The 12,820-nt window shown below is 73.7% G+C and carries 10 protein-coding genes and 1 pseudogene; 2 read left to right on the forward strand and 9 right to left on the reverse strand.

Annotated features, from left to right (window positions below; translation table 11 throughout):
* Nucleotides 1-11: 11 nt before the first annotated feature.
* The 5 genes and pseudogenes from C2142_RS31340 to C2142_RS31355 all read right to left on the reverse strand — a co-directional run.
* Nucleotides 12-1,124 (reverse strand): cupin domain-containing protein, encoded by a 1,113-nt coding sequence (locus tag C2142_RS31340; protein WP_148646193.1) that lies wholly within the window; start codon nucleotides 1,122-1,124, stop codon nucleotides 12-14.
* Complete coding sequence (locus tag C2142_RS31345; protein ID WP_148646194.1) at nucleotides 1,121-2,164, reverse strand: carbon-nitrogen hydrolase family protein; 1,044 nt, start codon at nucleotides 2,162-2,164, stop codon at nucleotides 1,121-1,123. Before C2142_RS31345 ends, C2142_RS31340 begins: the two co-directional genes overlap by 4 nt.
* 11 nt (nucleotides 2,165-2,175) lie before the next feature.
* On the reverse strand, nucleotides 2,176-4,803 hold the full coding sequence (locus C2142_RS31350) for an FAD-dependent monooxygenase (protein WP_148646195.1): 2,628 nt from the start codon (nucleotides 4,801-4,803) through the stop codon (nucleotides 2,176-2,178).
* Nucleotides 4,804-4,856: 53 nt separating this feature from the next.
* Nucleotides 4,857-5,258 carry a thioesterase family protein gene (locus C2142_RS40635; protein ID WP_241003306.1) on the reverse strand — a complete coding sequence of 134 codons (402 nt, stop codon included), beginning with the start codon at nucleotides 5,256-5,258 and terminating at the stop codon, nucleotides 4,857-4,859.
* 21 nt (nucleotides 5,259-5,279) lie between these two features.
* A pseudogene (locus tag C2142_RS31355) lies at nucleotides 5,280-6,884 on the reverse strand (AMP-binding protein); the annotation flags it as partial.
* Nucleotides 6,885-7,123: 239 nt separating this feature from the next.
* On the opposite strand from C2142_RS31355, the gene C2142_RS31360 reads away from it, so the two are divergent.
* Both C2142_RS31360 and C2142_RS31365 read left to right on the forward strand, forming a co-directional pair.
* On the forward strand, nucleotides 7,124-7,630 hold the full coding sequence (locus C2142_RS31360) for a carboxymuconolactone decarboxylase family protein (protein ID WP_241002888.1): 507 nt from the start codon (nucleotides 7,124-7,126) through the stop codon (nucleotides 7,628-7,630).
* Nucleotides 7,627-7,830, forward strand: a complete 204-nt coding sequence (locus tag C2142_RS31365; RefSeq protein WP_148646197.1) for a hypothetical protein — start codon at nucleotides 7,627-7,629, stop codon at nucleotides 7,828-7,830. The genes C2142_RS31360 and C2142_RS31365 overlap by 4 nt, the downstream gene beginning before the upstream one ends.
* Nucleotides 7,831-8,004: 174 nt before the next feature.
* Here the strand turns inward: C2142_RS31365 and C2142_RS31370 are convergent, their stop codons facing one another.
* From C2142_RS31370 to C2142_RS31385, 4 genes are read right to left on the reverse strand one after another with little or no spacing between them, the layout of a single operon-like run.
* Nucleotides 8,005-9,618 carry a glycogen debranching protein gene (locus C2142_RS31370; RefSeq protein ID WP_148646198.1) on the reverse strand — a complete coding sequence of 538 codons (1,614 nt, stop codon included), beginning with the start codon at nucleotides 9,616-9,618 and terminating at the stop codon, nucleotides 8,005-8,007.
* Nucleotides 9,618-10,457 carry a carbohydrate ABC transporter permease gene (locus tag C2142_RS31375; protein WP_148646199.1) on the reverse strand — a complete coding sequence of 280 codons (840 nt, stop codon included), beginning with the start codon at nucleotides 10,455-10,457 and terminating at the stop codon, nucleotides 9,618-9,620. The genes C2142_RS31370 and C2142_RS31375 overlap by 1 nt, the downstream gene beginning before the upstream one ends.
* Nucleotides 10,458-10,466: 9 nt before the next feature.
* The gene (locus C2142_RS31380) at nucleotides 10,467-11,432 is read right to left on the reverse strand and encodes a sugar ABC transporter permease (RefSeq protein ID WP_148646200.1); all 966 of its coding nucleotides are present in this window, start codon (nucleotides 11,430-11,432) and stop codon (nucleotides 10,467-10,469) included.
* Nucleotides 11,429-12,748 carry a sugar ABC transporter substrate-binding protein gene (locus C2142_RS31385; protein ID WP_148646201.1) on the reverse strand — a complete coding sequence of 440 codons (1,320 nt, stop codon included), beginning with the start codon at nucleotides 12,746-12,748 and terminating at the stop codon, nucleotides 11,429-11,431. Before C2142_RS31385 ends, C2142_RS31380 begins: the two co-directional genes overlap by 4 nt.
* Between the last annotated feature and the right edge of the window lie 72 nt (nucleotides 12,749-12,820).

Below are 12,820 nucleotides of genomic sequence, written 5' to 3' on the forward strand. Positions count from 1 at the left end.
CGGAAAGCTCCTTACGAGAGGACGGCCTGGTGGCCGCCGTTGTCCGGGTGGGCCTCCTCGCGGTACATGCCGAGCGAGCGCATCACCGGGAAGTCGTTGAACGAGAAGAGGCAGGCGTCCTCGCCCGGGTCGGAGTTCGCGTGCTCGTGCCAGGCCCAGGACGGGACCACGAAGATGTCGCCCTGCTGCCACGCGAAGCGCTGCCCGGCGATCACCGAGACGCCTCGGCCCTTGGCCGCGGTGTAGACGACCGAGCCGGTGTGCCGGTGCGCCAGGGTGGCCTGGCCCGGGCGCAGCAGTTGCAGGTGGGCGCTCATGGTCGGCATCACGGAGCCGCCGGTGACGGGATTGGCGTACTCCATGATCACGCCGTCGTACGGGGACCCTTCGCCCGTCCGGGCCAGCCGGCACAGCGCCTCGTAGCTGGGCTCCCAGGGCCAGCCGAGCAGGGGGGAGTAAGGGCGGCTCCACTGCTCGGCTCCGTACGGCAGCAGGGTGCCTGCGTAGCGGAGCAGCGAGGAGTTCACCACCGTGCCGGGCTGCTGGTAGAGCTCGGGATGGACTTCGTAGAAGCCGGCGTCGAGCGCGTTGACCAGCGGGATGTCCAGTCCGTCCTGCCAGATCACCGGTTCGTCCGAGGCCTCGTTGCCGTGCTCGTGCCAGGTGTTGTTGGGCGTGATCGCGAAGTCGCGCGGCCCGACCTTGAGCTTCTGGCCGTCCACGATCGTCCAGGCGCCGGTGCCCTCGTGGACGAAGCGCAGTGCGGCGGCCTGGTGGCGATGGGCGGTCATCGCCTCGCCCGGGCCCATGATCTGCAGGCCGGTGTACAGCAGGCCGACGGCCGCGCTCAGTTCACGCCGGCCGGGGTTGACCAGCATCACCACCCGGCGTCCGGCGTCGTCCGCCCGGACCAGCGGCAGCGCCTTGCGGACCAGCGGTGCCAGGTCCGCGTAGCGCCAGAGCACCGGGACGGACTTGGGCTGCGGGTACCAGGGTTCGATCTCGTTCGCCACCGTCCAGAGCGCGCCCGCCTCCTGCTTGGCCAGCTCCTCGTAGTAGGCGGCGAGTTCGGGGCTGTCCCCGACCCTGGCCCGGCCCAGCCGGGTGTCGTCGTAGTCGTTCACACTTCCTCCTGTGGGGTGCCGCTCTGCTGCACGGGGTAGGGCCGGTGGCCGTCGGGCCGGGGGCCGTAAAGCCGGTGGCCGTCAGGGAGGTGCACGGGCCGGTGCGGGCGGTTGTCGACGTGCAACCGGAAGACGTCGAACCGGTTGTAGTGGCCGACGATGTCGTGCATCTGCTTGGGCTGGACGCATCGCGCGAGGTCGACCTCGGCGTAGACGATGCCCTCCTCGTCGACCAGCGGCTCGGTGACCGGGCGCCCGTCCGGGCCGAAGACGCCGGAGAGCGCGGCGCGCGGACGGGCGAGCTGCTTGCGCACCTGCTGGTCCTCGCCGGCCACCAGGTCGATGATCTCGGGCGAGATCGTCGAGCAGGACACCACGGTGAACACCTTGCCCTCGAAGCAGTGCGCGGCCGCACGCAGCGCGATGGCCTCCGCCATGTCGTAGTCGTCGGGCGCCACCGGCAGCGCGATGTAGCTTGCGGCGTGGACGAGTTCGCCCTGCGCGAGCAGGGTGAAGCGGGCCAGCGGGTTGGTGTTCTCGCCGCAGGCGAGCGCTCCCAGCGGGCCGACCGGCGTGCGGTGCACCACCAGTGAGCTGCCGTCACCCGGGGCCCAGGTCAGCTTCTCGGCCCAGGTCGGCACGAGCTTGCGGTGCACGCCGAGCAGCCGGCCGTCCGGGCCGATGGTGAGCAGCGTGTTGTACAGCGTGCCCAGGCCGGGCCCGCCGCGTTCGTTGACGCCGATCACCAGGACCACGCCGGCCCGCCGGGCGGCCGCGCACAGCGCCTCCACCTGCGGGCCGGGGACATCGACCGAGGCCAGGTAGAGGCGTTCGAACCAGGGCGAACCCTGGACGGGGTTCATCGTCCAGTTCCAGTAGGGGTAGCCGGGCACGAAGACCTCGGGGAAGACCACGAGTTCGGCGCCGTGCTCGGCCGCCTCGGTGATCAGGGCGACGGCCTTGTCGACGGTGGCGTCCGGGTCCAGGTAGACGGGGGCGGCCTGGACGGCGGCGGCGGTGAAGCGGGGCAGGTGGGGCATCCGGTCCTCCCTCAGTTCGGCCAGTTCGGCACGGCTTCGGTGGGCTTGTGGCCGTCCCGCTCGTCCGGGCGGTGCGGCGGCAGCCCCGGCGGGCCGTCAGGACGGCCGGTGTCAGGAGGGCCGGCGTCAGGAGGGCCGGCGTCCGGGCGGTGCGGCGGCAGCCAGCGGCGGTGCACCGGTGCGGCCGCCTCCGGCAGCAGCCGCAGCCGGGGCGCGACCCGGTCCGCGCCGGGCCCGGGCGGCCGGCGGCTGCCCGGCTGCCAGGGCTGCGGCCAGCGCGCCCCGGGGCCGGTGTAGCCCTGCTCGGCCGCGGCGTGCAACGTCCACAGCGGGTCGTACAGCTGGGCCCGGCCGACCGCGACCAGGTCCGCCCGTCCGGCCAGCAGGACGGAGTTGGCGTCGTCGTGGCCGGAGATCGCGCCGACCGCGATGGTCGGGATCCCGGTCGCATGGCGGATCAGGTCGGCGAACGGCACCTGGTAGCCGCGCCCGTACGGCACCTCCTGGTGCGCGACCACCTCGCCGGTGGACACGTCCAGGGCGTCCGCGCCCGCGTCGGCCAGTGCCCGGCAGATCGCCACCGCCTCCGCCTCGGTGGTGCCGCCCGGCGCCCAGTCGGCGGCCGAGACCCGGACCACGACCGGCTTGCCGGCCGGCCAGACGGCCCGCACCGCGGCGAGCACCTCCAGGGCCAGCCGCAGCCGGTGCTCCAGCGGGCCGCCGTAGCGGTCGGTGCGCTGGTTGGTCAGCGGCGAGAGGAACCCGGAGACCAGGTGTCCGTGGCCGAACTGCAGCCCCAGCACGTCGAATCCGGCCCGGTCGGCGCGGGCCGCGGCGGCCGCGAAGTCGGCGGCCACGCCGGCCAGTTCCGCCGGACCGGCCGGGCGCGGCGGCGGGCCCGCCGCCTCCCAGGGCAGCGGCGAGGCGGCCAGCGTCGGCCAGCCGTCCGCGAGGGGGCGCCCGATCCCGTCCGGGCCGGGCACGGTGCTCGACGCGCGCCGCCCGGCGTGTGTCAGCTGGATACCCAGCGGGGTGTCGCCCAGCTCGCGGACCGCGCGCACGACCGAGCGCCAGGCCGCCTCCTGGGCGTCCGTCCACAGGCCCGGGCAACGCTCGGTGGCCCGGCCCTGCGCGCTGACCGCGGTCATGCCGGTGAAGACCAGGCCGGCGCCGCCGAGGACCTGTGCGGCGAGCTGGGCCCGGTCGAAGCCGCTGGGCAGCCCGTCCACGGCGGTGAAGGTGGCCAGCGGCGGTACCACGATCCGGTTGCGCAGCCACAGCCGGCCCAGCCGCAGCGGCCGGAACATCGGCGGAACGCCCGCCCTGCCACCGCCGCCGCCGGGGGCCGTACCGCCGGGGGCCGTGCGGGCAGCGGTCGCATCGCCGGACGTCACGTCGCCGGACGTCGAGCCGCGGCCCGCCGGCTCGCCGCCCGCATCGCCGCCCCCCTCGTCCTCCGCAGCGCCGCCGTAGGCCGCGTCGACGGCGTCCACGAAGGCGGCGTCCCGGGCGCGCAGGTTGCCGTAGGTGACCCGGCGGCTGCGGGTGAGCAGGTTGAAGGCGAACTGCTCGGCGCCCTGGCCGGTGTGCCGGCCGACGGTCTCGAACCACTCCAGGCTCGCCTGCGCCGCCCGCTGCGCGGACTCCACCACCGGCCGCCGCTCGGTCTCGTAGGCCGCCAAAGCGCCTTCCAGCGTCGGGGTCTCCTGCAGTGCGGCGGCCAGCGCGAGGGCGTCCTCCAGGGCCAGTTTGGTGCCCGATCCGATCGAGAAGTGGGCGGTGTGCGCGGCGTCCCCGAGCAGCACCACGTTGCGGTGGTGCCAGCTCGCGTTGCGCACGGTGGTGAAGCGGATCCAGCGCGAGGCGTTGGGGATCAGCCGGTGCCCGTCCAGGTGCGGTGCGAGCAGCTGCTCGCACCGCCGCACGCTCGGCAGGTCGCTCTGCCCGCGCCCCGGCTCCCGCCCGGCCGGCTCCTCGAAGCCCGCCTTGCGCCACGCCTCCTCGGCCATCTCCACGATGAAGGTCGAACGCCGGTCGCTGTACGGATAGGCGTGCACCTGCAGGGCGCCGAAGTCGTACTGCTCCACGATGAAGGTGAAGGCCTCGAAGACCTTGTCGGTGGCGAGCCAGATGTAGCGGCAGTGCCGCTCGTCCAGTTCGGGCCGGAAGGCCTCCGCGAGGGCTGCCCGGCTCGCCGAGCGCACGCCGTCGGCGGCCACCACCAGGTCGTACCCGGCCGCCAGCCGGGCGACCGGTGGCGCGGGTGTCCGGTAGCGCACGTCCACTCCCAGCTCGGCGCAGCGCTGTTGCAGGACCGCACGCAGCCGGTTGCGGTCCAGTGCCGCGAAGCCGTGCCCGCCGCAGGTGCGCACCTGGCCGGCGTACCGGACGTCGATGTCGCTCCAGCGGGCGAACTCGGCGGACAGCGCGGCGAAGACCGGCGGGTCGGCCTGGGCGATGCCGTCCAGCGTCTCGTCCGAGAAGACCACGCCGAAGCCGAACGCGTCGTCGCGGGCGTCGCGCTCCCACACCGTGATCTCCCGGTGCGGCGCCAACTTCTTGGCCAGTGCGGCGAAGTAGAGTCCGCCGGGCCCGGCGCCGATCACCGCGACCCGCTGCGCCGCGGAGCCTGCCGGCACCCCTGCGCCGCTCGCCGGTCCTCCTGCGGCACTCGCCGGCGCCGCTCCCCCGGTCACCGGTAGCCCTCCGCCTGCTGCGGCCCGGACTCGGCGAGCGCCCGGCGCACCTCGGCGGGCCAGGGTTCGGTGCCCTTGGCCTGCGGGGCGGCGTGCACCACGGACATCCGCCCGGCGGCGGCCAGGCCCTGCGGCCCGTGCACCTCGAAGGCGTAGTGCAACGACGAGCCGCCGACGCGCAGGACCCGCAGCTCGGTGCGGACCTGGTCGCCGAACCAGAGGCGTTCGCGGTAGTCGGCCTCGAAGTGCACCCGCGGGATCCGGCCGAACAGCCCGGCCAGCCCGAGCCGGCGCAGCAGCACCGCCTCGGCGGCCTCGACCCAGCGCTGCACCGCCGAGAAGTGGTAGTGCCCGGCCGCGTCGGTGTCCGACCACTCCACCCGCCGCTCCACCGCCACGCTGGCCGGGTGCGCGGCCGCCCGGCGGCGCAGCTCGGCCCGGTGCAGCTTGCCGGTGGCGGTGCGCGGCAGTTCGGTGACGAACTCGACCTCGCGCGGGTACTTGTACGGCGCGATCGTCCGTTTGACGTGCTCCTGGAGTTCCCGGACCGTCTCCGGCCCGGCCGGCACGCCCTCGCGCAGCACCACGTACGCCTTGACCACGCTGCCGCGCCGCTCGTCGGGCGCGCCGACCACCGCGCTGTCCAGTACGTCCGGGTGGCCGGCCAGCACCTGTTCGACCTCGGGCCCGGCGATGTTGTAGCCGGCCGAGACGATCATGTCGTCGGTGCGCGCCTGGTACCAGAAGTAGCCGTCGCGGTCGCGCACACAGGTGTCGCCGGTGAGGTTCCAGCCGTTGCGCACATAGCCGGCCTGGCGCTCGTCGCGCAGGTAGCGGCACCCGGTCGGGCCCTTGACGGCGAGCAGGCCCGGGGTGCCGTCGGGCACCGGCGCGCCGTCCGCGTCGAGCACGGCGGCCCGGTAGCCCGGGACCGGCCGGCCGGTCGCGCCGGGGCGGATGTCGCCGTCGGCGGCGGAGATGAACACGTGCAGCAGCTCGGTGGCCCCGATGCCGTCGACCAGCCGCTGCCCGGTGGCCGCGTGGAAGGCCTGCCAGACGGAGACCGGCAGGTGCTCGCCGGCCGAGACGCAGCGCCGGACGCCCTCCAGCCGGCCGGCCAGCCCGGCGGCCAGGATCGCCCGGTAGGCGGTCGGCGCGGTGAACAGCATGCTGACCCGGTGCCGGGCGACGTGCTCGGCGAGCTCCTCCGGGCCGGTCCGCTCCAGCAGCAGCGCGGCGGCGCCGGCCCGCAGCGGGAAGACCACCAGCCCGCCGAGGCCGAAGGTGAAGGCGAGCGGCGGAGTGCCGGCGAAGAGGTCGTCCGGGGTGGGCCGCAGCACGTGCCGGGAGAAGGTGTCGGCGTTGGCGAGGACGTCGCGGTGGAAGTGGAGGGTGGCTTTGGGCCGGCCGGTGGTGCCGGAGGTGAAGGCGATCAGCGCCACGTCGTCGGCGGCGGTGGGCACGGCGGTGAAGCGGCCGCGCCGGGCGGCGCAGCGGGCGGTCAGGTCGTCCGGTCCGGGGCCGCCGTAGGCCAGGACGGTCAGGCCCGGCGTGGCGGCCCGTTCCAGCTCGGCCAGGTTGCGGTGGTCGCACAGTGCCGCCACCGGGAGGCTGATCTCGTGCATCGCGGTCAGCTCGGGTGCCCGCAGCAGCGGCATGGTGGTGACCGCCACCAGTCCCGCCTTCAGCACCCCGAGCCAGCATGCCACCAGCCAGGGGGTGTTGGGGCCGCGCAGCAGCACCCGGTTGCCGGTGGCCAGGTCGAGGTCCTCGGTCAGGACCCGGGCCACCGCGTCCGCGTTCTCGCGCAGTTCGCCGTAGCTCCACTGCTCCGTCGGAGTGAGCAGGCACCGCCGGTCGGGGCCGAGGCGCTCGATCGTCTCGTCGAGCAGCGCGTGCGCGCAGTTGAGCCGGTCGGGATAGGCCAGCTCGGGCAGTTCGAAGAGGAGTTCGGGCCACTGGTCGGGCGGCGGAAGGTTGTCGCGGCAGAACGTGTCCAGATGCGCTGAGGGTGTGAGCTCCATGGGGCGGCACCTCTTCGGCGAGCGGGGAGTGAGGCCAGTATGGCGCTCTGGTGACGCCAGTCAAGAGAGCGATACAAACTTCGGGGCGCCGGCGGGCGCGCGCCTGCGGGGCCGCCTCCGCATCGGACCGCCGGGGCGCGGCCGGCCGCCCTTGACGCCAAACGGCACCGGTCGGTACCGTCTTGCTGTCGGTACCGATCGGTACCGTTTCCGGGGGGCGCCACACATCGGGGGAAGCCGTGCAAACATCCGTGGACAAGGGCGAGTTGCTCGACCGGGTGCAGAAACAACTGGGGCGGGTGCCGAACCTCTACGCCTCGATGGCCGAGGCGCCGGCCGCCCTGGAGGGCTACCTGGCGATGCGCGACCAGCTGGGCCGCGGCGTGCTGCGGGCCAGGGTGCGCGAGCAGCTCGCCCTCCTGGTCGCCCAGGAGAACGACTGCACCTACTGCGTCAGCGCCCACTCGCTGCGCGGCGGCACGATGGGACTGAGCAACGAGGAACTGCTCGCCACCCGCGACGCCTCGGACGCGGACCCGCACACCCGGGCGCTGCTGGCGCTGGCCCGCGAACTCATCCGCACCCGCGGGCGGATCGGCGACGAGACCCGCGCGCTGATCGACGCGGCCGGCGTGACGGACGCGGAGGCCGGCGAGGTGGTGGCGCACGTGGCGCTCAACACGCTCTCCAACTACTACAACCACCTGGCCCGTCCGGAGCTGGACTTCCCCGAGGTGAAGGCATGAGCGAGGACTGGGCCGAGGCGGCGGTCGAACTGAACGCCGGCTACACGGTGGTGGACGCGGACGGCACGGCGGTCTCGTCCGTCCCCCGGGCGCTGGTGGCCCTGCAGGGCGGCTTCGCCAAGCTGCGCCTGCCGGGCACCGGGACGGTGCAGGTGGTCTCGGCCCCGGCCGTCCGCCTGATCACTCTCGCCACCGCGTGACCCCCTGGCGGTCGGGCTCCGACCGCCACCGCGTACTGGACGGCTGCACGGCCGCCCGGCCCGGGACGCCGGGCAGCCGTCGGCCTTTTCGGCGCCGTGCCGCGGGCCCGGGACCGGTCCGCCGTCGTGGGGAACGCGGCCGGGCGGGCCGTCCGCATCACGGGGCCCCGGACATCATCGCCGGTCGGCCGTGGGCCGGATGGCGAGGTCGAGGAAGAGGGCGGCCGACCAGCCGAAGCCCGAGGTGGCGCGGGGGGCGCGGGCGCCGGTCAGGGGGTTCCAGTACTCGTAGAGGCCGCCCGCGTCGCGGACCATGGCGAGGGTGCGGTCGCGGAGCTCGTCGGCCGTGTCCGGGAAGCCGGAACGGCGCAGGCCCTCGACGAGCAGGTGGTTGATGTTGAGCCAGACCGGTCCCCGCCACATCGTGTCCGGGTCGAAGGCGGGGTCGTCGAAGGCCACGGTCGGAACGGGGCGCTCGCCCCAGTAGGCGGGGGAACGCAGGGTCCGCTCCAGGGCGCCGGCGACCTCGGCGGGCAGCCGGCCGGTGAACAGCGGCATGAGGTCGAGCGCGGTGCGGACGGGGACGGGGGCGCCGGCCGACAGCGTGGTGAAGCGGGTGCCGTCCCAGCGCCGGGCCACCAGGAGTCCGGCGTGCGCGGCGGCGCGCGAGCGCCAGCGGGCTGCGTCGGCGGGGCGGCCGAGGGCGTGGGCGATGTCGGCCAGGCGGTCGGCCTCCACGACCAGGTAGGAGTTGAGGTCGGGGGGCTCGGCGCGGGGGCCGTAGTCCCAGACCGGGCTGTCGTCGAGGCCGGACGAGTAGGGGTGCAGGTACTCGGGGAGGCCGTCGCCGTCCGGGTCGGAGCCGGCGAACCACCATGCGTGCGCGCGGACGAGCCGCGGGTAGACGGCGGCGAGGAACGGGACGTCCGGGTCGCTCTCGTGGACCTTCCAGACGGCCCAGGCGGCGAGCGGCGGTTTGGTGACCGGCACCGGCGCGCGGCTCGCCCGGGCGCCGTTCGCGCTGCCGACGTGCCCGGCCAGGCGCTCGTGGTCCGCTCGCGGCAGGTCGGTGGTGTCGGCGAGCACGCCGCGGTCGTGGACGACGTCGGGGAGCCGGCCGTCCGGGAGCTGGTGGTCGAGGAGGAGCAGGATCTGGTCGCGGGCGAGCGCCGGGAAGGCGTGGCGCAGGGCGACGGCGTGGAAGAGGGCGTCCCAGTTCCAGACGCCGACGTACCCGTACTTGGACGGGACGAGCCCCTCGCGGCCGGCGATCGGCAGCAGGTTGACGGCCAGCGTCCACCAGGCCATCCGGGCGCGCTCCGCGAGGTCGGCCCGGACGGGCGGCAGGCGGTCGAACCACGCCGTCCAGCGGGCCTCGGCGGCGGCCCGCACGGCCGGTGCCGACCACGTCCCTGGCGGGCCGGCCAGGACGTGGCAGCCGTCGAGCGCGAGCGTCCGCTCCGTCCCGTCGGGCAGCCGCCAGGAGGCCCGCGCGTCGCGCCCGGCGAGCACCAGGGTCTCGTGGTCGGCGAACAGCAGCGACACCCCGCCCGCGAAGGCCACCTCGGCGGGCGTCGCCCGCACGACGGGCAGCGGGCGTCCGGCGGGGTCGCGCACGACCAGCGCGGTGAGTTCCGTGGTCGCGGCGAGCGGCGTCTCGTACTCGGCCCGGGCGACCCGCAGGCCGTCGGGGCCGGCCGTGACCAGCAGGCGCGAGCCGCGTTCGGTGAACGGCCGCTCGACGAGGTCGAGTTCGACCGGGCCCGCGGGGGGCCTCGGTGCGGACATCAGCGCCCTCCCAGGCCCGAGGAGGCCATGCTGTTGAGGATCTTGCGCTGCCCGACCAGGAAGGCGATGAGCATCGGCACCACGGTCATCGCGGACAGGGCGGCGGTGAGTCCGTAGTCGACGCCGCCGCGCTGGGAGTTGAAGGAGTCGAGCAGCAGCGGGACGGTGAACAGCTCCGAGGAGTTCAGGAACACCAGCGGGAAGAAGTAGCTGTTCCAGCTGGCCAGGAAGACGATGATGCCGAGCGTCCAGAGGCCGGGGCGGATGTTGGGCAGGATGATCCGCCAGAAGACGGTCCAGCGGCCCGCACCGTCGATCCGGGCCGCCTCCTCCAGTTCGACCGGCACGGCCCGGATGAACTGGCGCAGCAGGAACACGGCGAAGGGGTTGGCGACCGCCGGCAGGATCAGCGCCAGGTGCGAGTCGATCAGTTGCAGCCTGGCCAGCATGATGTAGAGCGGCACGATGGTGACCTGGGCCGGGACCATCTGGGTGGCGAGGAAGAGGCCGAACAGCGGCCCGGAGCCGCGGAACGGGATCCGGGCGAAGGCGTAGGCGGCCATGGCGCCGGTGAACAGGGTGGCGGCGACGGTGACCGCCGCGATGTACATGCTGTTCCAGTACGCCCGCCCGATCGGGACCTCGTCGAGCACGTCGGGGTAGTTCCGTGCGCGCCAGGGGGCGGGGAGCCAGGACAGCGGGTCGTTGATCATCTGTCCGACCCCCTTGAAGGAGGTCAGGACCATCCAGACGAACGGGAACAGCATGAGCAGGCCGCCGAGGGCGAGCCCGGCGTGCAGGAGGAGGCGGCCGGGGGTGGTGGTGCTCCGTACGGTCATGGCGGCGCCTCAGGACTCGTAGTGGACGAGGCGCTTCTGCGCCTTGAACTGGACCGCCGTGACGACGAGGGTCAACAGCAGCAGGAGCAGCGCGGCGGCGCTCGACAGGCCGAAGTGGAACTCGCGGAAGCCCTGCTGGTAGACCTTGTAGACGATGGTCTGGGCGCCTTCGTTGTGGTCCGGGTTGACCAGGACGTAGACGAGGTCGAAGGCCTGGAACGAGCTGATCACCGACACCACCACCGTGAAGAAGACGGTGGGCGAGAGCAGCGGCAGGGTGACCGAGCGCAGGGTCTGCCACGGGCCGGCGCCGTCGATCCGCGCGGCTTCGAGCAGGTTCGGCGGGATGGTCGCGAGCCCGGCCAGGAAGATGACGACGTTGAGTCCGAGCGAGGACCAGATCGTCACGACCGCGATGGCGGGGACGACCCAGTCCGGGTCCGCCAGCCAGTCGGGCAGGGTGACCCCGAAGAGGTCGTGCGCGGTGCCGTTGAGGATGCCGTCGGCGCCGCCGCCGAGGATCATCTGCCAGATCACCGACACCGCGACCGAGCTGGTCACGACGGGCAGGAAGTAGACGACCCGGTAGACGGTCCGGCCGCGCACGCCGTGGAGGGCGAGCGCGATCAGCAGGGCCAGGGCGAGCCCGCCCGGCACGGTGATCAGGCCGATCTTGAGGGTGTTCCACACCGCGCGGCCGAACTCCGGGTCGGTCAGCTGGGTGCGGTAGTTGTCCAGGCCGACCCAGGTGGCGTCGCCCAGGCCGTCCCAGCGCATGAAGGAGAGCACGACGGCGAAGCCGAGCGGGCCGGCCAGGAAGACCAGCAGGCCCAGCAGCTGGGGGGCGAGGAAGACGAGGGCCCACCGCCGGTCACGGCGGCGCCAGAGCGGCTCGGGGCCGCTGCGGGCCGCGGGGGCCCGGCCGGCGGCGCGGCGCCCGCCCCGCCGGGCCGCGGGCTGGGTGACGGCGCTCACCCCTGCTTGCCCTTCATGCCGTCGACCAGGGCCTGGAGCTGGGTCATGCCCTCGTCGAAGCCGGTCTTGCCCTCCCAGATCTTCATGAGCTGGTCGTTGATCGCCTTGGTCAGGCCGGGGACGGCGGCCTCGTCGGGGTAGTTGGCGAAGCCCCGGTCGCGCAGGTCGAGGAAGGTCTTCGCGTGCGCCGGGTAGTTGCCGTCGGTCACCAGGTTCTCGGCGCCCTTGACGGACGGGACGGCGCTGCCGCCCTTGAGCCGCAGCTGCTGGCCCTCCTTGCTGACGAACTCGGTGAGGAAGGTGAACGCCTCCTTCGGGTGCCTGGTGTTCTTGTTGACGGCCAGGTAGGAGGCGGCGACGGCACCCGGGATCGGCCGGCCGGACTCGGAGGGGAACGGCACGATGTCGTAGCCGCCGCGGTCACCGCCCTTGTCGATGCTCTCGATCACCCAGCGGCCGCCGGCGTAGAAGCCGGCCTTGTGCTTGATGAACTGGGTGGCCGCGCCGTTGCCCTCGGGCAGCAGGTCGGCGGAGGCGAACGTCTTGTCCCGGTAGCCGTCGGCGAGGGTCCTGAACGCCTGCCGGGTCTTCGGGTCGGACGTCGCGACGAACCGGCCGCCGTCCCAGACCTTGCCGCCGAAGCCGTTGACCACGCTGTAGTTGGCGCCGTACCAGTTCCAGAAGATGGAGCCGTACTTGCCGGCGGCCTTGAGCTTCGCGTTCATCTCCAGGTACTTGGCCATGGTCCACTGCCCTGACTCGTTCAGCACGGCCGGGTCCTCGGTGATCCCGGCGTCGGCCAGGGCCTTCTTGTCGAACCAGAGGACCTCGGGGTTGGTGTCGTTCGGGACGCCGTAGGTGACGCCGTCCTTCTTCGCACCGCCGTAGATGCCCTCGAAGAAGTCGGCGGGCCTGCTGCGGCTCTGCGGCCCGGCGAGCTGCTCGTCGAGCGGGGCGAGCACGCCGTCGGCGACGAGCTTGCCGATGTGGTCGTCGCCGACGTAGACGACGTCGGGGGCGGTCCCGGAGGTGAGCTGGGTGAGCAGCTTGGGGTGGTAGTCCTCGTAGGAGGAGACCTGTTCGAGCTTGAGGGTGATGTTCGGGTGCTTCCTGGTGAAGTCGTCGGTGAAGGCCTTGAAGGCCGCGGTGTCCTCGGCCGAGCCCCAGGTCGACCAGCGGATGGTGACCTTGCCGTCCTTGCCGTCCTTGCCGTCCGAGGCGGGGCCTGCGCCGCCGGACCCGCTGCACGCGGACGCGGTGGTGGCCAGGGCGACCGCGGCGGCGAGCAGGGCTGTTCTTCTCGTGAAAGCGGACATCGGATGCCTCCTGGGCTTTCGTGAGGACTGAGGGGTGCGGGTGGGGTGCCGGTGGGGGCGTTGTGGCGGGCG

It is taken from the genome of Streptomyces sp. CB01881 (genome assembly GCF_002953255.1).
Classification (GTDB): domain Bacteria; phylum Actinomycetota; class Actinomycetes; order Streptomycetales; family Streptomycetaceae; genus Kitasatospora.